General features: G+C 41.0%; 20 protein-coding genes. 10 read left to right on the top strand and 10 right to left on the bottom strand.

Annotation, left to right across the window (positions count from 1 at the left end; translation table 11 throughout):
- Positions 1 to 65 precede the first annotated feature (65 nt).
- From H5164_RS12160 to nhaA, 3 genes are all read right to left on the bottom strand, one after another.
- Positions 66 to 1,100, bottom strand: a complete 1,035-nt coding sequence (locus tag H5164_RS12160; protein WP_182756361.1) for an NADP-dependent oxidoreductase — start codon at positions 1,098 to 1,100, stop codon at positions 66 to 68.
- A gap of 12 nt (positions 1,101 to 1,112) precedes the next feature.
- Entirely contained in the window at positions 1,113 to 2,270 is a 1,158-nt protein-coding gene (locus H5164_RS12155; RefSeq protein ID WP_182756359.1) for an iron-containing alcohol dehydrogenase, read from the bottom strand.
- A 1,207-nt stretch (positions 2,271 to 3,477) separates the two neighbouring features.
- Positions 3,478 to 4,878: a Na+/H+ antiporter NhaA gene (gene nhaA, locus H5164_RS12150; RefSeq protein WP_310736186.1), complete on the bottom strand. Its 1,401-nt coding sequence runs from the start codon at positions 4,876 to 4,878 to the stop codon at positions 3,478 to 3,480.
- A gap of 305 nt (positions 4,879 to 5,183) precedes the next feature.
- On the opposite strand from nhaA, the gene H5164_RS12145 reads away from it, so the two are divergent.
- Positions 5,184 to 5,396: a hypothetical protein gene (locus tag H5164_RS12145; protein ID WP_182756357.1), complete on the top strand. Its 213-nt coding sequence runs from the start codon at positions 5,184 to 5,186 to the stop codon at positions 5,394 to 5,396.
- A gap of 126 nt (positions 5,397 to 5,522) precedes the next feature.
- Here the strand turns inward: H5164_RS12145 and H5164_RS12140 are convergent, their stop codons facing one another.
- Both H5164_RS12140 and H5164_RS12135 read right to left on the bottom strand, forming a co-directional pair.
- Complete coding sequence (locus tag H5164_RS12140) at positions 5,523 to 5,993, bottom strand: hypothetical protein (RefSeq protein ID WP_182697344.1); 471 nt, start codon at positions 5,991 to 5,993, stop codon at positions 5,523 to 5,525.
- A 693-nt stretch (positions 5,994 to 6,686) separates the two neighbouring features.
- Positions 6,687 to 6,974: a coiled coil domain-containing protein gene (locus tag H5164_RS12135; RefSeq protein WP_182722916.1), complete on the bottom strand. Its 288-nt coding sequence runs from the start codon at positions 6,972 to 6,974 to the stop codon at positions 6,687 to 6,689.
- Positions 6,975 to 7,227: 253 nt separating this feature from the next.
- On the opposite strand from H5164_RS12135, the gene H5164_RS12130 reads away from it, so the two are divergent.
- On the top strand, positions 7,228 to 7,629 hold the full coding sequence (locus H5164_RS12130) for a thiol-disulfide oxidoreductase DCC family protein (protein WP_182697342.1): 402 nt from the start codon (positions 7,228 to 7,230) through the stop codon (positions 7,627 to 7,629).
- A gap of 115 nt (positions 7,630 to 7,744) precedes the next feature.
- Entirely contained in the window at positions 7,745 to 8,353 is a 609-nt protein-coding gene (locus tag H5164_RS12125) for a flavin reductase family protein (RefSeq protein ID WP_182756354.1), read from the top strand.
- 207 nt (positions 8,354 to 8,560) lie between these two features.
- On the opposite strand, the gene H5164_RS12120 is transcribed toward H5164_RS12125, so the two are convergent.
- Both H5164_RS12120 and H5164_RS12115 read right to left on the bottom strand, forming a co-directional pair.
- The gene (locus H5164_RS12120) at positions 8,561 to 10,297 is read right to left on the bottom strand and encodes a DUF885 domain-containing protein (RefSeq protein WP_182756352.1); all 1,737 of its coding nucleotides are present in this window, start codon (positions 10,295 to 10,297) and stop codon (positions 8,561 to 8,563) included.
- 246 nt (positions 10,298 to 10,543) lie between these two features.
- The gene (locus H5164_RS12115) at positions 10,544 to 12,340 is read right to left on the bottom strand and encodes an acyl-CoA dehydrogenase C-terminal domain-containing protein (RefSeq protein WP_182756350.1); all 1,797 of its coding nucleotides are present in this window, start codon (positions 12,338 to 12,340) and stop codon (positions 10,544 to 10,546) included.
- A gap of 887 nt (positions 12,341 to 13,227) precedes the next feature.
- Between H5164_RS12115 and H5164_RS12110 the strand changes: the two genes are divergently transcribed.
- The 6 genes from H5164_RS12110 (at position 13,228) to H5164_RS12085 (ending at position 19,088) form a co-directional block, all read left to right on the top strand.
- Positions 13,228 to 13,887, top strand: coding sequence for a nitroreductase (locus H5164_RS12110; protein WP_182722913.1), 660 nt, complete (start codon positions 13,228 to 13,230; stop codon positions 13,885 to 13,887).
- Positions 13,888 to 13,950: 63 nt separating this feature from the next.
- Positions 13,951 to 14,949, top strand: coding sequence for an alpha/beta fold hydrolase (locus tag H5164_RS12105; RefSeq protein WP_182756348.1), 999 nt, complete (start codon positions 13,951 to 13,953; stop codon positions 14,947 to 14,949).
- A 320-nt stretch (positions 14,950 to 15,269) separates the two neighbouring features.
- The gene (locus H5164_RS12100; protein ID WP_182756346.1) at positions 15,270 to 15,962 is read left to right on the top strand and encodes a crotonase/enoyl-CoA hydratase family protein; all 693 of its coding nucleotides are present in this window, start codon (positions 15,270 to 15,272) and stop codon (positions 15,960 to 15,962) included.
- 10 nt (positions 15,963 to 15,972) lie between these two features.
- Positions 15,973 to 16,827 (top strand): crotonase/enoyl-CoA hydratase family protein, encoded by an 855-nt coding sequence (locus tag H5164_RS12095; protein WP_182756344.1) that lies wholly within the window; start codon positions 15,973 to 15,975, stop codon positions 16,825 to 16,827.
- A gap of 102 nt (positions 16,828 to 16,929) precedes the next feature.
- Positions 16,930 to 17,715, top strand: a complete 786-nt coding sequence (locus H5164_RS12090; RefSeq protein ID WP_182756342.1) for an alpha/beta fold hydrolase — start codon at positions 16,930 to 16,932, stop codon at positions 17,713 to 17,715.
- A 197-nt stretch (positions 17,716 to 17,912) separates the two neighbouring features.
- A complete protein-coding gene (locus H5164_RS12085; protein WP_182756340.1) occupies positions 17,913 to 19,088 on the top strand; it encodes a sorbosone dehydrogenase family protein in 1,176 nt (391 codons plus the stop codon).
- 273 nt (positions 19,089 to 19,361) lie between these two features.
- Here the strand turns inward: H5164_RS12085 and H5164_RS12080 are convergent, their stop codons facing one another.
- Positions 19,362 to 20,177, bottom strand: coding sequence for an SGNH/GDSL hydrolase family protein (locus tag H5164_RS12080; protein ID WP_182756338.1), 816 nt, complete (start codon positions 20,175 to 20,177; stop codon positions 19,362 to 19,364).
- A gap of 346 nt (positions 20,178 to 20,523) precedes the next feature.
- Here H5164_RS12080 and H5164_RS12075 point away from each other — a divergent pair, with 346 nt between their 5' ends.
- On the top strand, positions 20,524 to 22,143 hold the full coding sequence (locus tag H5164_RS12075; protein WP_182756336.1) for an NAD(P)/FAD-dependent oxidoreductase: 1,620 nt from the start codon (positions 20,524 to 20,526) through the stop codon (positions 22,141 to 22,143).
- Positions 22,144 to 22,246: 103 nt separating this feature from the next.
- Here H5164_RS12075 and H5164_RS12070 read toward each other — a convergent pair whose 3' ends face one another.
- Both H5164_RS12070 and H5164_RS12065 read right to left on the bottom strand, forming a co-directional pair.
- Positions 22,247 to 23,419, bottom strand: coding sequence for a VWA domain-containing protein (locus H5164_RS12070; RefSeq protein ID WP_182697333.1), 1,173 nt, complete (start codon positions 23,417 to 23,419; stop codon positions 22,247 to 22,249).
- Positions 23,420 to 23,426: 7 nt separating this feature from the next.
- Positions 23,427 to 24,260 carry a MoxR family ATPase gene (locus H5164_RS12065; protein ID WP_124014835.1) on the bottom strand — a complete coding sequence of 278 codons (834 nt, stop codon included), beginning with the start codon at positions 24,258 to 24,260 and terminating at the stop codon, positions 23,427 to 23,429.
- Between the last annotated feature and the right edge of the window lie 22 nt (positions 24,261 to 24,282).

Below are 24,282 nucleotides of genomic sequence, written 5' to 3'. Positions count from 1 at the left end.
CTATTGTAAAAAGCTATCACCCGAGAGCAAAGTCAGTATGCTTAAGATGGTAATGTACTGACCATTTACTTTTGACCAACGTGGATCGTACGCTTACCAAAGCTTTCACCATTAAGTAGACCTATGAATGCATTTGGGGCATTTTCTAACCCTGTGATAATCTCTTCTCGATATTTAATCTTGCCGCTTTTAACCCAAGCAGTCATCTCTGTCGCGAAATCAGGATACAGATGGCCAAAATCATCAAAAATAATGAAACCCTGCAGTTTTATTTTCTTGCGCAGGATCTGCCCCATCAGCCAGTTCATCCTGTCTGGCCCCTCTGGCAAATTGGTAGCATTGTATTGCGATACCAGCCCGCAAAGTGGGATTCGGGCGTTCGGATTCAATAGCGGAATAACAGCATCAAGGACCTTACCACCGACACTTTCAAAATAGACATCTATGCCGTTTGAGCTCACCTTAGCAAGTTGGACAGCAAAGTCAGCAGCCTTATAGTCGATGCAGGCGTCAAAGCCCAACTCGTCTACTGCATAGGCACATTTTTCCGCACCGCCCGCAATTCCAACCACATGGCAGCCAAGTAGCTTGCCAATTTGACCAACAGTGGCGCCGACAGGACCGGTCGCAGCTGCCACAACAATGGTCTCGCCTGCTTTAGGTGCACCAATCTGCTTCAGGCCAGCCCAAGCAGTAAACCCAGGCATGCCTAAAATACCGAGAGCCCATGAAAGATGCGACGAAGACTTACCGAGGTTAGTAAGCCCAACGCCATCAGACACAGCATAGTCCTGCCAACCATTGTAACTAAGCACAAAGTCGCCTGGAGCAAAGCCATCGATATTGGAATCAACAACTTGAGACACTGTGCCGCCTATCATCACCTCGCCTAACTCGACTGGGTCGGCATAAGATGGTGCATCGCTCATCCGCCCCCGCATATAGGGATTAAGCGAAAGGAACTCAGTTCGCAGTAGCATTTGTTGGTCGCCAGCAACAGGGATGGCAGTCTCAATCAAAGTTAACGTGTCTTCCGTAGGCTCGCCTGAGGGACGTTGGCTAAGAACCCATTGTCGATTCGTTGTGTTTGTCTGTGTCATGTTCTATCTCCTTTAAAGTGACGCTTCGAGAATCCGGCGCACATCAGTTGGGGTGATGTCTTTATGTTCGCCAAGGGCCGTCATGCCATGTTCCTGCAAGGCACTAACGATAAGTTCAATTTCTGGGGCGGCAATATCGTAGTCGCTCAAGTGAGTCTTAATGCCTAGTTGCTCAAAGAATGCACGTGTAGCATCTATCGCAGCGTCAATTCGTACGGCATCAGAACCTTCGTTGATCCCCCAAACATTACGAGCATATTGCAGTAGTTTTTCGTGCTTGTGGCCGCGCTGATCATTTAATAATGACGGCAATATAACTGCAAGTGTACGGGCGTGGTCGGTATCATTGAGCGCGGTAATCTCATGTCCGATCATGTGAGAAGCCCAATCTTGTGGCACTCCGGCACCGATTAATCCATTCAAGGCCAGCGTGGCCGTCAACATCAAACTTGCGCGGATGTCATAATCTTCTGGAGTCTCTAGCGCTTTAGGGCCAAGCTCAATAATGGTGCGCAGTAGAAACTCGGCAAAACCATCCTGTACGTGTGCGCCGCTGGGGTAAGTCAGATACTGCTCGACGATATGAACAAAGGCATCTACTGCACCATTGGCAATCTGACGAGCAGGCAGCGTATAGGTAAGCTCAGGATCGAGAACAGAAAAAATTGGGTAGCAATGTGGACTTCTAAAAGGAAGCTTGGCTACCTTCTCTGGGTTAGTGATCACTCCACCATTATTCATCTCTGATCCTGTTGCAGGCAGTGTTAGCACAGTACCAAACGGCATAGCCTGGGTCACTTTTGTACTGCCAGCAGTAAGGATTTCCCAAGGGTCACCCGCATAAAGCGCCGCCATGGCAATGAATTTAGTCGCATCAATAACAGATCCGCCACCCACGGCAAGCAAAAAGGTGATGTCGTTATCAGCGATTGCTTTAACGGCATTAAGGGTAGTGGCATAACGAGGATTTGGCTCTATACCGCCGAACTCGACTAATGTGCGATCAGCTAGTGCTGTTCGTACTTGTGTTAACACGCCGGTCCGTTCTGCGCTACCGCCGCCATAGATAATCAATACTTTTGCATCTGCTGGAACATGATCGTTCAGGTCTGCGATGCGGCCTTTGCCAAAGAGGATTTTTGTGGGGTTATGAAAGTCAAAGTTTTTCATATTAGGATTCCTTCTGATTAAATGTGAAGGCGTACGCTTATGCTGACATACGTCGATTTTCTGTGTCTAGTATTCGAATATCGGTAAACCTGATGACAAATATACTGGAAGGGTTTGCGCTCCCAGCCATTACAAAAAGACTTAGCAACAACATCGTAAATAGCGCTATTTTGCCAATAATGGTAATAGCCTAGATGGAATAAAATGCGTTGATCATATTCACTTGCTTGATATCTACATTGTTATTCTTTACTAAATGGTCAACTATAATTGAATGAGTAAATTACCTAAAGTAACCACTTAGATATGTCAATGCGATATTTAAATATAAAACTCGTCATTACCTATGATTTAAGACATTTATATTTAGAGATAATATTTAAATATATTTTCAGTATGACACTAACCATATTAAAGCAAGGTGATAAAAATCACTGTTAGTGCTGTGTCTTAAATAAACCAAATTATATTTTACTGTTTAGTTACACTAACATACCAATGTTAGCCTTTCCAATTAGGCCAATAAATCTTAATAATTGTAAACAGTTCAGACTAAAAGGATGTAATTGAGTACATCCAGTTAACAATACTGACGATTGGGATTAAGTTTTGTTTAAGTATGAAAGTGATGATAGGGCCTAACAATAATCAGCGTATGTTATTAGCCACATAAGATTAACTTAATAATAACTCTTAAATAGATATATAGATAAATAAGCATCTATGTTTTTAAATAAATCCTAACGCGTGTAAAAATCAACAGTTTCAATACTGCTTATTTCATCATCCTTACAGAAATGTGGGCAGCCCAACACGCGGCCATGTTTCTCGATAGCTTCAACTAGTGTTTGTTTTATATCGTAAAAGTAGGCTTTAAGTCGTTCTAAAGGTGGCCTAGTTACCGAACAAAGGTGTTGATTTTCGGCTTTTTTTCCTCCGATCCGTCGCGGATTGCCTCAGTAGCATATTGTGATTTAGATTTGAAAAATACTAGCAACAGCCCTTCTTCACTCCGAATCGCTCACATATAGCATCAATAGTGAGAGTGCCATAGCTGCTCTGCCACATTAAATCTAATATTGCTTGTAGCAAGCGTTCTTTACCATCACTTTTTCGGCCCATTTCCAGTACCTATCAATACGTTGACATTATTGAAATTGACTATTATCTATTCGTCTCGATACGCTAATTGGGCCAACTATTTAACCTAATCTTTAGAAACCGAAAACAATATAGCAGCTCCTATTATACCGGCAATTAATGAACCGAAAAGGATACCCAGTTTTGCTTGTTCAATTAAAGCGGGTTGTCCCTCAAATGCTAATACTGATATAAATAATGACATTGTAAAGCCTACACCCGCCAAAAAACCGATACCAATGATATGAGAAAATGTCACACCATCAGGCAATCTTACCGCACCTACTTTTAATCCCAACCAGGCAAAAAAGCTAATACCAATCCCCTTTCCTAAAACCAATGCGAGTATTATCGCCAGTGTGACCACAGTATCTTTAAATTCAGGAATGACCGTAGGTAACATTACGCCTGCATTTAAAAACGCAAACAAAGGTAGAATAATCAAACTGACAGGTTTATCTAGTGTATATCCCCAGCGTAATATTGGCGCTGTCGTTTGCTTGGCAATATCTTCGGCCTTTACAGCCAGTGCGTGTTGTTGTTCATTTTCAAGGATAGGAGTATCTTCACTGTCTACGTCCTTAAAATCATGGATGACATTTTGCATTTTACGCCGAAACCAGATTTTGTTGGTATACGGACGTGTCGGCACCATCATTGCGGCTAACAGACCTGCGGTGGTTGCATGCACGCCTGATTGAAGAATAAACCACCAAAGAAAAAAACCGCCCACTAAATAAAAGACAGGTTTCCTGATACCAAGAAGGTTTATAAAAAACAGAACTAATAGCGTGAGCCCCGCCCATAGAAGTGACTGAATAATAATTTGGTCGGTATAAAATAAACCAATAACAGCTACTGCTCCCATGTCATCAACAATGGCTAAACCAGTAAGAATAATGTAAGCCGCTCGAGGGGCTTTAGCGCCTAACAGTGTGAGAATACCTATCGCAAAAGCCGTGTCTGTGGCCATAGGCACACCCCAGCCTTGATAAGCGTTGGACGACTCACTAATCCAAATAATACTAGAATATATCAGTGCCGGAAGCACCATGCCCCCCAGTGCCATAACAATAACTAATCCAGCATCTTTTAAATCGCTTAGCGCTCCGACCAAGCATTCATATTTAATTTCTAGCCCTAAAATGAAAAAGAACAACACCATTAAACCGTCATTGATCCAGTAATGTAATGAATGACTTATAGCCCAATCGCCAAGAGAAATAGTTAGCTCAAGTGTACTTAGGGCTTCATAACTGTGTTGCCATCCTAAATTAACCATAAGAATGGCTGCTATTGCTGAAACAAGTAATACGATTCCAGCTACGATCTGACTATTGATAAATGACTCAACAGGCAATGAGAACTTAAGAAAACCACGCTCTAATGGAGCATGATCACGATTTTCTTCCTTTATTTCGTAACTCATAACTTGTCTCCGCAACGTTACTGTGTGCTTTTCAACCACATAATGTGGCCAGATCCCTTTAAAATCAAAAGAGTAAACTGGTAATAATACGATACCATCTTTTTATCAACACGGCTTCGTATGCCGCTATTAGCGTTGAAACTCGATCCGAATTAACACTATGCTTTGCAAATCAGCGCTCAAGCCACAGTTAAGGACAAGTCGTAACCTGTTTAACAAGCTTAGATGCCCTCGACAACGATTCGGTATATTTACCATCACTTTGATTGCAACATGCACGTTAATATTGTTAGTGTGAGTGAACAGCTAGACATCAATATCAACCAATTAATGGAGTGCAACTAATGGGATCGCATAATACTGATCAACATAAGCACAGTATCGCTACTTTTGCAGCCTTAAAAACCGCTATCGCAAATGATGAAGAGCAGTTGGTAAAAGATTTATTAGCAAATGAACCGATGCAAGAGCTTGAGAAAAGCTATCTAATTGATTTAGCGAATATAAAAAATAATCAAACTATCTTAACATTACTGAAAGATATCCCTGAAATATAGCTATAAGGTGAAATATAGCCTGTTAGTACTCGCTCTATTTAGATAACCATTTTCACTAAAGAGAATCGCCGCATATGGCGGCGCAACACTTATCTAAGCCATAGCTAAATATCATTTTTCACAGGCTTACAATTCACTTTCCTCTTCTCTTTTTTCGATAGTCGCGCTTAATTTTTGGTACACGCCAAGCGAAACGATCAAAATCGCTGATACCATGATAAGTAAAGCCGGATAGAGTAAAAGGCTAAGGTCTTTCGTTCCTGCTTTGAATATAAACACCAGTCCTTCAATACTGACGGCGATGGTAATAATGACAATAATTTTTGTAATTGTTCTTCTTGCCTCTTTGGGATCTCGCAGCTCTTTATCCTTAAACACTTCTTCTTCCATCATGTACTGTGCAACATCGATAATCGCTGCAGCTATGATAATAGCGGCGACAGATTGAAGCATTAATGGAATAAATCCAGAGTCATACTCTATGCCAGAAATGACCTCGTAAATAGACCACAGCATAATTATCAAAGATAAGATGATAAGAGTGACAGCTGCGAACAGATGAACTCCAGCAAAAATCTTATTGAACAGTTTTTTCATATTTTTGACCTGTAATAATTTATCGACCAAGGTGGCTCATTGCGTTATTAATGTGCGCGTATAAATGAGGTTATGTTCTTCATCCAATACCATGCTGATGACATTTACCTATTATTGAATAGCACTTACTTATCGGCACAAGCTTGATCTAGATAAGGTCACTATAGATTGAGAACAGATGGCAAAACATCATATGAACTCAAGTGAACACTAAGTTGACTGTAAATAACCAGAAAACATGGATAGACCCAATGGAGCTTGAGAGGTAACTTAGTATTGCTTGCCTACCCTGTTAATCGTTCAAGGGTAACACACTCGAGTTTATGAAGGGGTTACAGTAATAAAATGCAGTCACTTATCAAGGATTAGGATCTGCATTATGTTGTTTAAGACTCTATTTTCCACCAATAAAAATGGTCGTAAGGGCAATTGTTGTTTAGCCTAATTCGACCTTACCAAGGAAAGCACTTGCACTATTTTATTGGCTGGTAATAGTAAGCTTCCACTGCTAATTGTTAATTGTAACTAAGCTATTTAGGTCGTCCAATGGAGAAGCTGCCATTAATGACAGGCGTGATTTATAGCTGTTATGGCGACCAAGATTAATAGCCCATTTCACAATCTGTAACGTATTAATCATTGGTCACCTTAATAGAGGATAGATATGATATAAATATCTTTAGTGCAACATGATTACTTAAACCTTGAACTCGCTGACTTAAATGCTGCACTGAGCGAATCCCAGGCGCTATCAATACCGACTTTTACGTCTTCCCAAGCATCATCACTGGCTTTTTTAAGCTCATTAAGTTTTTTATTGGCAGATTGTTTCATCGACTCAAGTTCCTCTATTCTTTGATAGTATTCCAGTTGCTCATCAGCAGCTTTACCATCGGCTTTTGCTTTCAGTCTATCAATTTGGGCACTCCACTCATCGAGTTGCGCCTGCAATTTTTTTTCGTATGCTTGTTTCTTACTCATAATGATTGTCCTTTTAATGACGTGGTTAAAACAGCTTTAACGACTGAAGTTTTTGCTTAATTTAAATACTTGGCTTCAGAATATTGGATTTTTATCCTGAAAATATACGTTAACATGCATGGCAACATAATGCTCATTTATGCCTCATTTGCCCTTGTATGATGCCACAGGGCGATCAAACATTATTTAATGGATCTATTTGTCATCCTTGAACGTAAAAACTAGCTCTTTCGAATTATCTCAAAGCAGTAATATGATCATTTTCTACGATGGCAATTGCCCACTATGCAGCATCGAAATGCAGCAACTAAAACACGCTGATATTCATCAAAAAATCATCCTTGAAGATCTTAATGCGCTTGATTTTAGTCTTCGATACCCAAGTATTGATGTCAATCAGGCAATGACGTATTTACAAGCACAAACACTATCGGGTGAGATGATTTACGGCCTTGATGTGACTTGTCAGGCGTGGGAGATAGTTGGAAAACATCGCTGGTTAAAACTTATCCGCTTACCCATCATTCGCTTATTTGCCGACCTTGGATATCGCTTTTTTGCAAAGTATAGGCATTCTATTAGTAAATTTTTAATGCCCAATTCAAGCTGTTCTAACGGCCAGTGTCATAGGAAACTAAAATCTGACAAACGATAAACACAAACGTGTTGCATGTTGCCAACAGCGCACACTCAGAAAAATTGATATCTAAAAAGTTAATCAGCCCATTAAGATTAATAGGGTTACACTATTTTACTGTTAAGGACTTCAAATGCATTTTACCCAAGAGCGCATAGACGCGCTTGATAAACACACCCGTACCCATTTGATTAATTCACTCTCTGGTTTTAAAAGCGCTAATTTAATTGGCACTCAAGACTCACAAGGCTTGACTAACTTATCTATTGTCAGTTCCGTGATACACCTAGGCGCAAATCCGCCGCTGGTGGGTATGATAGTGCGCCCACATACAGTACCTCGTCATACATTTGAAAATATTTTACAAACGGGTTGCTATACAATTAACCAAGTTAATCAATCAATTTGTAAGCAGGCTCATCAAACATCAGCCCGTTATGATAAAGACGAGTCGGAGTTTGCGGTAACGGGACTAACACCTGAATACTTAAATAATTTTACCGCGCCATTTGTAAAAGAAAGTCGTTTAAAATATTCGGTAAAATTTATTGAGCATCAACATTTAGCCGTTAATGGTACTGAGCTGGTGATTGGTGAAATTATCGATGTGTATGTTGATGAAGCAGCACTTCAAAGTGATGGCTTTTTAGACTTGCAAGCAATAGACACAGTGGCGATTACAGGATTAGATAGTTACCACACTAGCAATAAACTTATGCGTTTACCCTATGCTAAAAAGTGATTAAGTTATGTATTCCGCCAAGGTAAAATAGCCTTTAGTCAGCAATAAACAATATGCTAATCAAATCGTAAATCATAGATTAAAAGCAATGTAAGCAGCATATTGGCTAACATGCTGCTTACATTATTCAATCATTGCATGGCATAAAAAATCCCATTCAAATCGGTAACGATTTAAATGGGATCCATTAAATAAACCGGTACATTTTTACTGAGCTAAAAATTGTTGGTTAACCGCTTCCGCCATTAATTTAGGTGGGATCAAGCCTTGGCTCAACACAAAATTATTAAACGCTAAACGATCGAACTTGTCGCCTAGGGCTATTTCAACTCCAGCGCGGATCTCCAATAATCGTGATAAGCCATAAAAATAACTGCCAGCCTGGCCAGGCATTCTCATAGTGTATCGATCAACTTCTTGTTTTACAGCCGCTTCTGAAAACACCACATCGTTGCGTAACAATGAATATGCGTTTTCTTTTGTTGTCAGACCTAAGTTCAACATCGGGTCTAACATCGCGCGAGCATTACGCAATAACCTATGTTGCAGGGCAATAAGCTGTGCTTCAATAGGCAGATACGGCAACATTTCCGCTTCGGCGTACAATGCCCATCCTTCTACGTTAACGCTGTTAAAAGCATAATATACACGTGCCAGTGAAACGCCCTGCTCCAACATGACCGCAAATTGTAATTCATGCCCAGGTCTGCCTTCATGGGCACTTAATGTATAAGCAACCGCATTAAAATTAAAGTCATCGTATGCAGCATCACCCGTTAATGCAGGGTTACCGGTTGTCAGAACAAATTGGCCTTGCTCACCAGTATTGCCAATAAACGGTGGTGGCAACATATGAGGCGCAGGACTACCTGCCGCTTCGGCATCACTTGCAAGTCGCATGATCATATCGCGTTTAGGTAAATCAACCACATGATGTTTACTGATCAAGGCCTCAAGTTTTTTATTGGTTTCACGATAATAATTTTCAATTTTATCCTTGGTTAATGATTCTTTTTTAAGAGCTTTAATCACGTCGCGATAATCACTTGATGGCATATTAAATTTTTGTGCAACCAAGGGCGCTAATGCCTGCATATTCGCTTTGGTTATCATGTAACTTGCTTTCGCGCGTTCAATTAACAACTCAGGGTCGATATCGATGCCAACGGTTTTGAGTTTTAAGGCATAAATTTCTTCGGGCAATCTAAAGTCATCACGAGTGTTCGGAATAACCGTTTTTTCAGCCCATTGGCGATAATCTTCAATTTGCTGCTTTAATAGCAACATATTCTCATCGGCTTTTATGAATTCATTTTGTTCAAATAACTGCTGTAAACCTTGTAATAAAGTGTCAGTTCTCGCTAGGGCTTGGTTAACTTCTTCTTTTGTCGGCCCAATTAACTTTTTGTTGGCTAACGCCGCTTCAAATAGGGTTTTGGCTTGCTCCGTTAAGGCTGCTTGCCCTGTTTTACCGACATAACACGCGAGACGGGTATTAGCCGCTTGTTTGCGAGTATCTGACATTTGATCATCTAATAATGCCGACACACCTCTGAATATAATCAGGGGGACATCAACCCAAGGCAGCATGTATTTATCGTCTAAATTACCCGCGGCAATGGTCTGATCAATATTGTCGATAATAATGTTAAGGTCTTGACGAACTGGCAATGATTTTTCAGTTTTCACCGCTTGTAGCAAGGTTTTCTTACTGGTTTCAAGCGTCTCAATATACTTATCTTGCTGTGCCTTAGTGATATTACTACACAGACTATCGGCTTCAGTAATCCCTATTGAACTGGCCATTTCTGGCTGAAATTGACTGGTTATCTGTATTTGTTTGTTTGTGTATTGATTACTGACATCAACCCAAGAGTTGGCTGATGACGTCAATGGAAATAAAGCGAGCATTGGAATCACTGAAGTAAATATTTTACCTGACATCTGTTTAATCCCTTGTTATTTTTATTCTGAAGTTAACCATTATAGCCGAATTAAACCACGACGCGACATGCCATCAGTTAAGTTATCACCTTAAGCAGTATTAGATTATAAGCGTTAATTATCAATACATTACTTTGTATTTATGGTATCAATATCTTCGGTATTATTGTCTGGTTACAAATAAAAACACCGCAACCTATAAGGTTGCGGTGTTTAAGCAGAACGTTATCAGCGTATACAGTTTACTTAAAAAGCAAAATCATCGCTGCTCAGTGCCATCATTGAGTCAACGCCATTTTGAATACATGCTGCATGGCCTTTTGCTCTTGGTAACATACGTTGCATATAAAACTGAGCGGTTTTTATTTTAGCTTCATAGAATGCTGTTTCACTTGTATCTGTAGCCAGTTTATCTTGAGCGACTTTTGCCATTTTTGCCCAGAAAAACGCTAAGGTTACATAGCCGGCATACATGAGGTAATCAACTGAAGCACCACCAATTTCATCAGGATTTTTCATCGCTTTAGCACCGATCAATACAGTAAGTTCATGCCACTCTTTTGCATAAATCATAATGGGTTTAATAAACTCTGCCATCGCAGGGTTGTCCATGTTCTGTTGGCAGAATGCGGTCACATCTTGAGAAAAAGGTTTTAACACTTCGCCTTGGCTGCCAATAATTTTACGTGCCAGTAAATCTAAGGCTTGAATACCGGTTGTGCCTTCATATATACAACTGATTTTGGTATCACGCATTAACTGTTCCATGCCCCACTCTTTGATAAAGCCATGGCCACCGAACACCTGAACGCCAAGGCTGGTACATTCAAAACCAAGTTCAGTGAGAAAGGCTTTTGCAATTGGGGTTAATAATGCCAATTTGGTCTCAGCATCCGCTTTAATTGCCTCATCTTTCTCAGCATGGCCGATATCCACTAACTGAGCCAAATATGAAATTAATGCACGGCCACCTTCGGCAATAGACTTTTGAGTTAGCAACATTCTACGTACATCTGGATGAACAATAATCGGATCTGCAGGGCCATTAGGGTTTTTAACCCCGCTAATAGAACGCATCTGTAATCGATCTTTGGCGTAAGCTAGCGCACCTTGGAAAGAAGCTTCTGCTGCGGCAACACCTTCACTCGCCACACCGATACGGGCTGCATTCATGAAGGTAAACATGCATTTAAGGCCGCGATTAGGTTCGCCAATTAAATGACCTGTAGCCCCATCAAAGTTAATAACACAAGTCGCGTTACCATTGATACCCATTTTGTGCTCTATTGAGCCACAATTCACCCCATTTCTATCTGAAATGGTGCCGTCAATATTGACATTAAATTTAGGCACAATGAATAAAGATATGCCTTTATTACCTTCTGGTGCGCCAGGAATACGGGCTATAACAATATGCACTATGTTATCTGACAGATCATGTTCACCCGCCGAAATAAAGATTTTAGTGCCCGTTAACGAATATCTGCCGTCATCTTGACGTTCAGCCTTAGTGCGCAACATACCTAAATCTGTGCCACAGTGCGGCTCAGTTAAGCACATGGTGCCAGTCCACTTACCTTCAACAAGTTTAGGCATAAACTGTTGCTTTTGTGATTCAGTGCCGTGGGCTTCAATGGTGGCTAATGCACCATGACTGAGTCCTGGGTACATGGCAAAACTATGATTCGCACTGGAAAATAGCTCAGCGATACTAATATTGAGCGAATGTGGTAAACCTTGACCACCAAATTCTTCAGACTGAGATAATGTTGGCCAACCGCCTTCTACATACTGGGCATACGCCTCTTTAAAGCCATCAGGTGTGGTTACCGCGCCATCTTTCCATGTACAACCCTGCTGATCGCCAATTTGATTTAATGGCGCAACAACCTCTTCTGTTAGTTTTGCAGCTTCATTGATAATGGCATCAACCATATCAATAGTCGCATCTTGATAGCCTAAATGCTCATAGTGGCCTTCACAGCCGAGCAATTCTTGCATCACAAACTTAACATCACGAATGGGGGCTTTGTATTCAGGCATTGTTGCTCTCCAACTATTATCTATAAGTGTTAGTGGCTGTTAATCTTTTGTGGCTAAATTTTATTTAACACAGACGGCTAATGGTTTATTTAAGCATGTAGAACAAATGTTAGACAGAAAGTATCTAAATAAGTAATACCTTATGAAAACCTGATTTATATAAAAATAAACCCTATCGATTAGCCACTCCCAGATACCGGTGTGAAGAGTCGCTTATGTAGATAGATGAAGACATCTAACAAGCTCCGCCTTAACTATCATTGCCGGTAACGTCTGCAAAATTTATCTCAAAAAACAACAACCTCTGCGATTAAGTGATTATTTAAATGATTTTCCATATAAATAACCCGTCATATTACTGATGCTAAAGTAACAAGATGTATTATCCAAATGCATATTAATTATAGCTACACATTCACCTTGCTAATAGTACCTCTAGCTTAACAAGCCAATGGCACAATATTGAGCATTAATCTTGATCACTTGCCCGATAGTTTACTTGTCTACTGTGCCCTTTGTGGCGCGACTTACGCATATATAGCAGCTTTATTAGCCTATAACAGTGCACTATTCGTTATGCGAATAGTTCATCATTAAAATAATCGATTGGTTTAATTTTAATACAGCATCTAGCATCGTTTGGAGCTAAATTAGCATAGTCGCAGGGTTTTATTTGGCTAAAGAGTGGCAAGACTGGGATCAATCTTAATGTTCTTCCCTGTGGTTATTGACTCATACTGTTCTACGCAAATGATCGTTGAGATTATCAGTAACAATGATTAATCATGGTGCAATACCATTTTCCCTCAATGAATCAACAAGCTTGTGCCTGGATTAAAATATACATTTTAAAACAATTCAAAATCCAACTAATAAGAGTATCAAACATGTCTATAGAATCGATATTACAACAACGAACTTCAGTAAGAGCCTTTGTTGACCAACCTGTGGCAGATGACACATTACAGAAAATTTTCGCCAGTGCGCAACTTTCCCCGTCCAATTGTAATGTGCAACCATGGCAAGCTTGTGTGGTATCTGGGGCAACTAAAGATAAACTGAAACAACGATTGATAGAAACTTTGATGAGCGGCGCATCACCAAACCCTGATTTCAATTGGTTACCGCAATATCAAGGCATTCATCGTGAGCGTCAATTTGGTTCAGCTAATGCGTTATACAGCGCAATTGGGGTCGCACGCGAAGACAAAAAAGCCCGTCAAATGGCAATGTTACGTAATTGGCAATTTTTTGATGCGCCACATGCGGTGTTTTTTACCATGGATAAATACTTAGACATTATGGGAGCTGTCGACTTAGGTATTTATGCACAAACGTTATCGCTTGTCATGGCAGAACATGGCATATCAAATTGCATGCAAGGCGCGCTAGGACAATTTCCCGATCCTGTTAGAGAAATACTTAACCTGCCAGATGAACGCGGAATTTTGTTTGGCATGTCTTTTGGTTATGCCGATGATAGCGCTGCGGTAAATAACACCAGAACAGACCGTGAGTTGCTCGAGAATTCAGTCACATTCTTCTAATAATGCATCACCTGTACCGTTTAACTAGGCCTCAATAGGCTTTAATTTGTGCTGAGATTGAATATGAAGCTAATGCATCAGTATATTGCAGTGGATAAGGTCAATATACATTATGTTGAAACTGGCCACATGTCAGAAACAAAACCCTTATCGACCATGGTATTTTTACATGGTTTTCCTGAATATTGGGGCTCATGGCAAAAACAGTTAGACTATTTTTCAACTCACTATCATGTTATTGCGCCTGACTTACCCGGATATAACCTAAGTGACAAACCCAGTGATTTAGACTTTTATACTGTCCCCAATTTAATCGCGTTTATCGCTCAGTTTATTGCCGCCATAAGCCCTACAGAGCCTGTCATTTTGGTTGCTCATGATTGGGGCGGCGCTATAGCCTGGCCATTAGCCGCTTTTTATCCTCACTTAATAAGCAAACTGATTATTCTTAATGCCGCTCATCCGAGTACCTTTACCCGAGAGATTATCAATAACCCTATTCAACGACAAAAGAGTGCTTATATTCATCAGTTGATTAGTCCATCAGCTGAAACACTATTAATCGAGGATGATTATCGCTATTTAACTGAAAAAATAATGGTTAGCTCACAAGAGGCAATTTTTACTGAACAGGTGCTCGCACGTTACAAAAAAGTGTGGGGCCAATACGGAGCCATTAATGGCATGCTGCAATACTATCGGGCTATGCCGCAATTAGCACCCAACGTAGCACCCAACGACACAGATGATGGCATTGAAAAAGCATTAGCTGGTGAGACGTCAATCATCACAAGGCAAATCAAAAAGACGGCTGACATAAGGATCCCCAATATTCGAATTAATCAGCCAACGTTAGTGCTTTGGGGTGAACAAGATTTAGCGTTCGTTAACGAAACCCTCAATGACATTGAGCGCTATGTTGCAGATTGCACAATAAAACGTTTTGCAAATACCAGTCACTGGCTGCAACATGAAAGACCCGCTGAAGTGAATCGCGCCATTCATGCATTCGTCAATCAACCAAGTTTAACTATGAGTCACTTGCATGAGTCACTTACATGACTAAAGACTCAAAATAGCGAGTATTAAGCCATCGTTATTATTCAATATGGATAACGAATGAGTCACATGCCGTAATCTAGACACTAATGCTGCGGGCAAAGTAGAAAATATCATTTATGCCAACGTCTTAGGCAATAACCATGTTATTTACTGGCACGTTTTTAGTTGCTATGTTGGGCATAACATATTGATAGCAAGGCTAGGTATAATCAAACAACAATTAAAGGCCTTAGGGGCAAATATACCGATTAACCCTTGCCTAGCCCATTAAACTAACATATTGTTTAATAAACAATTAGCAACCATATTCCAGGTGAAAAATGCAATTAATTAACGTCACAATTGAAGACAATGTCCATATCATCAGTTTGAACAATGGCAAGGTAAATGCAATCTCACCAGAGGTGATAGCACAGATTCATTCGGCCCTAGACGATGCAGAACAACAAGCTGCTGTGGTGGTAATAACTGGCCAAGCAGGAATATTCTCAGGCGGCTATGACTTAAAAACAATGAAGCAAAGTTCAGATTCTGCCATTGCCCTTGTGACTGCGGGCTCCGGCTTGGCATACAGAATGTTGGCGTTCCCTACTCCGATCATCGGCGTGTGTACTGGTCATGCAATCGCCAAAGGGGCATTTTTATTACTCAGTTGTGATTATCGAATTGGTTGTACCGGTGACTTTAAAATTGGCTTAAACGAAGTCGCTATTGGCATGACAATGCACCAAGCTGGAATTGAAATTGCCCGAAATCGCATTCCACAAAACTACCTCAGCCGTGCAGTGATCAATGCTGAGCTTTTTGCTCCTGAATCTGCTGTGCTTGCAGGATTTCTTGACCAAGTGGTGCAAGCAGACGTTCTCATGAGCACAGCAATGAGCGTTGCTAAACACATGCAGACGCTCAATATGAAAGCTCATCATGGTACTAAACTAAAAGAGCGCCAAACAATACTCGCGTCACTAAGTGATGCAATTGAGCTGGATAAGCAAATCACATTGAATCTATAAGGATATAGTCATGACTTCAGAGCAAGAGTACAACACGCTAACCGTCAATATTAGCAATAAAGTGGCCCATATCGTCTTAAACAGACCTGACTCGTTGAATTCAATGAACGTCGATTTTTGGCATGAGTTCCCAAGGGTTATTGATGATATTAATAATAAATCAGCAGCTCGGGCGATTGTTATTTCATCAACAGGTAAACACTTTAGTGCTGGTATGGATTTGGCCGTATTCAGTGCCAATGGCCCAAACGACAATATCGAGTTAGGCCGAAAACACGACCAACTACGTCGATTAGTGCTAAAGCTACAAGACTGTTTTAGTGTCTTAGAAAAGGCTCGGATGCCTGTATTAGTGGCGATTCAAGGCGGCTGTATTGGCGGCGCGGTTGATATGGTTACCGCCGCCGATTGCCGCTACTGCACACAAGATGCGTTTTTCAGTATTGAAGAAACCAAACTCGGCATGACTGCTGATGTTGGTACGTTACAGCGTTTGCCTAAGTTGATTTCAATCGGTCTAGTGAAAGAGCTTGCTTATACGGGTCGCAGAATGCCAGCAGAAGAAGCTAAACAAGCCGGTTTGGTCAATCAAGTGTATGACGACCAACAAACGATGATCACCGCAGTATTAGCCATAGCAGCCGAGATCGCCGCCCGCTCGCCTTTAGCGGTAACAGGCTGTAAAGAGATGATTAATTATGCCCGCGATCATACTGTTCAAGACAGCTTACAATATATGTCGGTCTGGCAAAGCGGCATGTTCCAACCACAAAACGATATGATGGAAATATTCACAGCTAAAGCGCAAAATCGTGCGCCAGAGTTTGCCGAGCTAACGCCCATTGATCCGATAAAAATATTCTAAATATTGGGGGATACTGTGCTATTTACGCTTAAATAAAATGTAGAGTGAATTTATTTGAATCAAATTACACCGCAAATAGCCCAAACATCCATCAGAGACATTATGACAAAACCACTGATAAACCTAGTTCATGCTAATGGCTTTCCAGCGGGAAGCTATAAAACATTATTAGCAGAATTTACTCGCGATTATCGCACCGTAGCCCATGATCAGTTTGGGCATAACATCCTCTATCCGATACACAGCAACTGGCAACACCTAGTCACAGAACTGGTTGAATTTATTAGAAAGCAGGATGAAAAAGTCATTTGTGTCGGCCATTCTTTTGGCGGAGTCATTTCTTTTATCGCAGCTTGCCAGCATCCGGAATTGTTTCGCGGTTTAGTGATGTTAGATCCACCTGTGGTGACTGGCGCATTGTCACATTTACTGAGTTTTATCAAACGTACACCGTATATTGATAGGCTATCTCCTGCTGGTAAAGCCAAAACTCGCCAAAATCACTGGCCAGAAAAAACAAACTTGGTTGATTATTTTTCACATAAGTCATTATTCAAAAACTTCGACTCTCGTTGCTTGCAAGACTATGTGCATTCTGGCGCAGTTTCACGTAACAAGCGTTTACAATTAACCTTCTCACCGGCTGTCGAAGCAGATATCTTTAGGCACTTACCGACTAACTTAGTGACATATAAAAACAAACTCAAGGTGCCCGCAAAACTGATTTATGGTGAAAAGACTACCATCTTCCCGATTAAACATTTTGTTCGATTTGCCAAACTTAACGACATCGAATTAATGACGCTACCTAACGGCGGCCACATGTTCCCGCTAGAGCAGCCAGAAAATACCGCGGCGATGATCAAAAATATTATTAAGGATTGGTAAGCGTAGGCCATTGATAATGTTAGTCTATTGATAATTTTAAGATGTTTATAATAGTCGATTATCGATAAAATTCTTGATAGGAATCGATGTCGATAATCTTGTGAATGAACTTCATAGTGATTGTCATAAAAACATTGATAAAAGTACTAAGATTACCTTGTTGATTAACAATACTATTGCATAAAGGGACCCTCAATATGATTAAGCCTATTACCTTATTAACTGCTTTCACTTTGGGGATGAGTCTCTCTTGCCCATCACAAGCATTACCTTTAGATAGAATTCAATTACCCCAAGGCTTTAGCATCGATATCTACGCTGAGAATATTGAAAATGCTCGTCAAATGGCACTTGGGGATAACGGCACTGTATTTGTTGGCAGCCGTAAAGCGGGTAATGTCTACGCACTTATTGACACTAATCATGATTTTAAAGCGGACAAAAAAATCATGGTTGCGACCGATTTATTTATGCCCTCAGGGATAGCGTTTCATCAAGGCAGTTTATATGTCGCAGAAGTAGATAAAATCTGGCGTTATCCTGATATTGAAAAGTCATTACCCACCATCCCTAAAGCAGAATTAGTGTTTGATAAACTGCCGAATAAATCACACCATGGTTGGAAATTTATCGCCTTTGGCCCCGACGGTAAATTGTACGTTCCTGTAGGTGCGCCATGCAATGTGTGCGAAAGTGAATTGCCTTTTGCCAGTATTCTAAAATTGGACCCAGACTCTCAACTTACGGATAACCAACTAACAGGTAGTCAACAAACACAGACTCAGAAAGCAGGCTCTACACAACAAGACTCTATGCAAACCACCATAGTCGCTCAAGGCGTACGTAACAGTGTTGGCTTTGATTTCCACCCTGTCACTGGTGAATTATGGTTTACCGATAATGGCCGTGACATGATGGGCGATGACCTACCCGATGATGAGCTAAACCGCGTCAGCCAAACCGGCCAACACTTTGGTTTTCCTTATGTTCACAATAACAATATCGCGGATCCCGAATTTACCAATCCAGAGATTGCCAAACTGAATACACCGCCAGCATTAACCCTTGGCGCTCATGTCGCAGCCTTAGGAATGGAGTTTTATCAGGGCCAGCAATTTCCTGCTGAATATAAAAATACCATCTTAATCGCGCAGCACGGGTCGTGGAATCGCAGCAATAAAGTCGGCTATCGCATCATGAAAGTGGTGCTAAATGGTAATACGGTGAGCGACTATTCGCCTTTTGCTACAGGCTGGCTCAATGGTGAACAAAGCTGGGGACGCCCAGTAGATGTGATGACTCTGGCAGATGGCTCGATCTTGGTATCAGATGACTTTGCCAATGCCGTGTATCGAATTAGCTATACCAAGTAGTAAAAGCTATGCGTTATGCTTTAGCTGTACAACTGGAATACAGTTTGAGCACTATCAAACTCCCTCTTGGATATTTATAAGCGAAGGCATCTACTCATTTATGGACAGATGATTGCTAACAGCCTTCTCGTCGTCCCAACTCTCACGTCGTCCCGGTAATGTCTTTTAGCCGGGATCCAGGTGTTTGTCTTATATTTTGTATTTTATGCTTATGGCCTACGGCCATACATCCGACTTATAGTAGGCAGAAACGCATGTCATACATCTATTTCATTAAATAGCAGCAGATTTAATGCCACCAACTATCTGCTCCACCACTAAATTTGCCCATGCATTATAAATCGGTGCTCCTGGGTGAAACCCATCTGTGGCCATGACTTGGCGCATAAATTCAAGCATGGTGATATCGGGTTGTGGGTTGTCTAACGGCAGTTTAATTAATCTAAAGGCTGTAGTGGGATCGATATGATGATTTATAGGCAGAGCGCCTTGCTGATCAAGTTTAATTAATAATTGCTGTAATTTACGATTAAATTGATTGGCGCGCTGGCCTAAGCTCCACCGAAGTGGATTAGGCAAAACAGGAAATAACCCCAGTGGCGGTAACGCCGTCACTAGTATCAGTTTGGGTTTGTACCGCTGAGTAATGAGCTCTAACAACTGTTTTTGTTGCTGCAGCCACTTATCGCAACTGATTGATGAAGTAATGTCGTTGACACCCAGTGATGTAACAATAACATCATAGTGCTTTTGGCTGAGGATTGGATGGGCTGTATCAATGCGTTCATGTAAGGCTTGTAACGTGGTGGCTGTCGTCGACCCTGTCTTAGCAAACAATGCATAACTAAATTCGAGTTGAGGGCTTAATTGCTCAATAATCTGTCCCAATAAAGCGTGTTGTTGATTGGTCACTCCAACGCCTGCAGCAGCTGAGTCACCTAAAATAAGCAAGCTTAACGCAGGATTCGATCCAGTTTGCCCAACTCGTTCACCCTCGGGTTCAGGCAACCTTGGCGTAGTACGGCGAACCTTAAGTCCCTGAAACACTAATACTGGGGCCAGCATGATAGAAATGCCTTGATGTAACATTACGCCTCCCTTTTACTCAACCAACGACAGATACCGCAGTAAACTAAACCATTCATTTTGCTAATGGAATACCGTAACTAGTTTGATTAAATTTTCGATAGCTGACCAACACCTAAAGATTTAATGACAAAATGGTAAAAATCATCACATGGTTTATAGATTAGCACTAAATAAAGGGTCTAGACGGAACATTACAAAGGCAAACAAACTCAGCTAAGGCCATGATTTACTCTATATCATTAATAGAACCTGCCTGTATGGTATATGACATCAATAGATAATTTCATTTTAAGGTTAGATCACGTAAACTACGCGCTGTTTTTTAAGTCTCTTTTTTAGGTAAATCATGATCCGTTTAAACCAAGTAAAATTGCCTCTCGACCATAATGAAGATGCACTCCAGGAAGTGGTGTTGCAAAGGCTCTCTATTTCAGCGGATCAGCTGGTTGACATCCATATATTTAAGCGTGGCTACGATGCACGCAAAAAAAACTTAATTTTCTTAATTTATACCTTGGATGTGACCTTAACCAATGTAGACGAAGCACAGTTATTAGCATCAGTTGCAGATGATCATAACATTCGTGTATCGCCTGATACCGATTATAAATATGTCGCTTGTGCACCTGAAGGGTTAACCGAACGTCCAATTGTGATTGGCATGGGACCTTGTGGTTTATTTGTTGGGCTGATGTTAGCGCAAATGGGCTTTAATCCTATTATTGTAGAACGCGGTAAATCAGTGCATGAACGCGCTAAAGATACCTTCCGCTTTTGGCGTACCAGCGAGCTCAATACCGAATCAAATGTGCAATTTGGTGAAGGTGGTGCAGGCACGTTTTCGGATGGTAAGTTATACAGCCAAGTAAAAGACCCAGGTTTTAAAGGCTTAAAAGTAAAACAAGAATTTGTTGCCGCCGGTGCACCTGCTGAAATCATTTATGTGAGTAAACCCCACATTGGTACCTTTAAATTGGTCACCATGGTAGAAAAAATGCGCCGTGAGATCATTCGCTTAGGCGGTGAAATTCGCTTTGAAACCCGCGTCGATAAAATCAATATTAGCGATCGCCAAGTTACTGGTGTCACCCTTAATAATGGCGAAGTACTGCATTCTAAGCATGTGATTGCGGCAGTAGGCCACAGCGCCCGTGATACCTTCCAAATGTTACATGACCAAGGCGTGTTTATGCAGGCGCAGTCATTTTCAATTGGGTTTCGTATTGAACACAAGCAAGAGATGATCGATAAAGATCGCTTTGGCATCAATGCCGGCAACCCTATTTTGGGCGCGGCTGATTATAAATTAGTCCATCATTGTAAAAGCGGCCGCAGTGTTTACAGTTTCTGTATGTGTCCAGGTGGTGTTGTTGTGGCGGCAACGTCTGAAGAACACGCAGTGGTAACCAACGGTATGAGTCAATACTCGCGCAGTGAGCGTAATGCCAACAGTGCCATTGTAGTGGGCATAGATCCTAGTGATTTTGATAACGATCCACTACAAGGTATTGCACTACAACGTAAACTAGAGCGTCATGCATATGTTATGGGCGGCAGTAATTATGATGCTCCGGCACAAATGGTTGGCGACTTTTTGGCAGCAGGATCAGGATTACCGTTCGAAAATGTCGAGCCGTCTTACAAACCTAATGTCAAAATGACTGATTTAAGTGATGCATTACCGAAATTTGCCATCGATGCTATCCGTGAAGCCATTCCTGCCTTTGGTAAAAAGATCCGTGGTTTTGACAGTAAAGATGCCATGTTAACGGGCGTTGAAACTCGCACCTCTTCACCAGTGCAAATTAAACGCGGCGCAGATTTCCAAAGTATCAATACCAAAGGCTTATACCCAGCGGGTGAAGGTGCGGGTTACGCTGGTGGGATTTTATCGGCGGGTATCGATGGCATTAGTATTGCCGAAGCCGTTGCTTTAGACATGATAAAAGCAATGAAGAACAGTTAAGCGAGTCTGTGCTTTAACTGTATGTAGAGCAATCGACTCATAGCATCATGTGATTCATATCCGTTAATAAAAACAGCAGCCTAATTGGCTGCTGTTTTTATTGTTAGCTAATGTCTTTAATTGCCCGCCCAATACCATCCACAGTGAGTGGGTACATTTTATTGCCAACAAGCTGCTGGATAATGGCAATAGAATGATGGATCTGCCAGTGATTTTCAGGTTGCGGGTTTAACCATGCGACCTTATTGAAATGGCCTAGCAATCGATTCATGTATTCAATACCTGGTTTTTCATTCCAGTGTTCAACACTGCCACCTTTAGCAATAATCTCATAAGGTCCCATGGTGGCATCGCCGACGAAAATCACTTTATAGTCAGATGAAAATGTTCTGATAATTTCTTCAAGATCGATGGTTTTATCAAAGCGGCGGTTGTTGTCTTGCCACAGTTGATCGTAAACACAGTTATGAAAATAGAAAAACTTTAAATGTTTAAATTCGCTGTGGGCCGCGGAGAACAGCTCTTCGCAAGTATGGATATAATCATCCATCGAGCCGCCAATATCGAAAAACATCAGCACTTTAACGGCATTATGGCGTTCTGGCTCCATATGCACATCTAACATACCACCATTTTTTGCGGTTGAGCTAATCGTAGTATTGATGTCGAGCTTTTCACTGGCACCAGTACGAGCAAACTTTCTTAACTTTTTAAGGGCTAACTTGATATTACGGGTGCCTAATTCGCGATCTTGGTCGAAATTTTTAAACTCGCGCTTGTCCCATACTTTCACGGCACTGTTATTACGATTTTTATCTTGGCCGACTCTGATCCCTTCGGGATGATAACCATAAGCCCCAAAGGGTGATGTGCCACCCGTTCCGACCCATTTATTACCGCCAGCATGACGCTTTTTTTGTTCTTCCAAACGCTCTTTTAACGCCTTCATTAACGCTTCAAGGCCACCAAGTGATTTGAGTTGATCCTTTTCTTCTTGGCTAAGGTGTTTTTCGAATTCTTTTCTGAGCCAGTCTTCCGGCAAGATCTTATCGAAAATATCAATACTCTCTATGCCGTTAAAGTACTCAGCAAAAGCCTTGTCATATCTGTCGTAGTGTATTTCATCTTTAACCATGACGATTTTGGCAAGGTTATAAAAATCGTCTACGTTGGCAAAAATCAGCCCTTTTTTGAGCAAGGCAATAAGATCTAATAGCTCGCGTAAGCTACAAGGCACCTTGTGTTTTTTTAGGGTAAGAAAAAAATCAATAAACACTGTTAAATCACCTGTTTCTACGACTCATAAAGGCCAATTTTTCAATCAGTGAAACGTCTTGCTCATTTTTTAACAGCGCGCCAAACAAGGGAATAATATCTGATTTATTATCGAGCAAGATGTCTTGTGAGATGTCGTCGGAAATCAGTAGCTTGAGCCAATCAATTAATTCTGATGTTGAGGGTTTTTTCTTAATGCCATTGACCTCACGTAAATCAAAAAACACCTCTAGTGCTTGTGTTAATAAAGCTTGTTTAACATCAGGATGATGCACATCGATAATTTTTTCCATTTCAGCTTTAGTAGGAAACTTAATGTAATGGAAAAAACAGCGCCTTAAAAAAGCATCAGGTAACTCTTTTTCGTTATTTGAGGTGATGATAATGATGGGCCTTTGTTTGGCCTTAATCACTTGTTGAGTTTCATAGACATAAAACTCCATTTTATCGAGTTCTTGCAGTAAATCATTTGGAAACTCAATATCGGCTTTATCGATTTCATCAATCAACAATATCGGTCTTTGCTCTTCCTCAAACGCCTGCCACAACTTACCTTTTACGATATAGTTGCCAATATCATGCACGCGAACATCACCTAACTGACTGTCGCGTAAGCGCGATACAGCATCGTATTCGTAAAGCCCTTGTTGCGCTTTAGTGGTCGATTTAATGTGCCATTGGTACAGTTTGCAATTGAGTGATTTAGCTAACTCTTCGGCTAACTGGGTTTTACCGGTTCCAGGCTCGCCTTTGATTAATAATGGTTTCTCTAATGAAATGGCCGCATTTACCGCCATGGTGAGGTCGCTGGATGCAATATAATTCTGTGTACTTTTAAACATGCTCTACCTTTTCATTGATTTC

The sequence above is a fragment of the Shewanella sp. SG41-3 genome (assembly GCF_014164545.1).
Classification (GTDB): domain Bacteria; phylum Pseudomonadota; class Gammaproteobacteria; order Enterobacterales; family Shewanellaceae; genus Shewanella; species Shewanella vesiculosa.
Note: the sequence above shows the minus strand (reverse complement) of the source record. Positions and strands in the feature narration are given on the sequence as shown.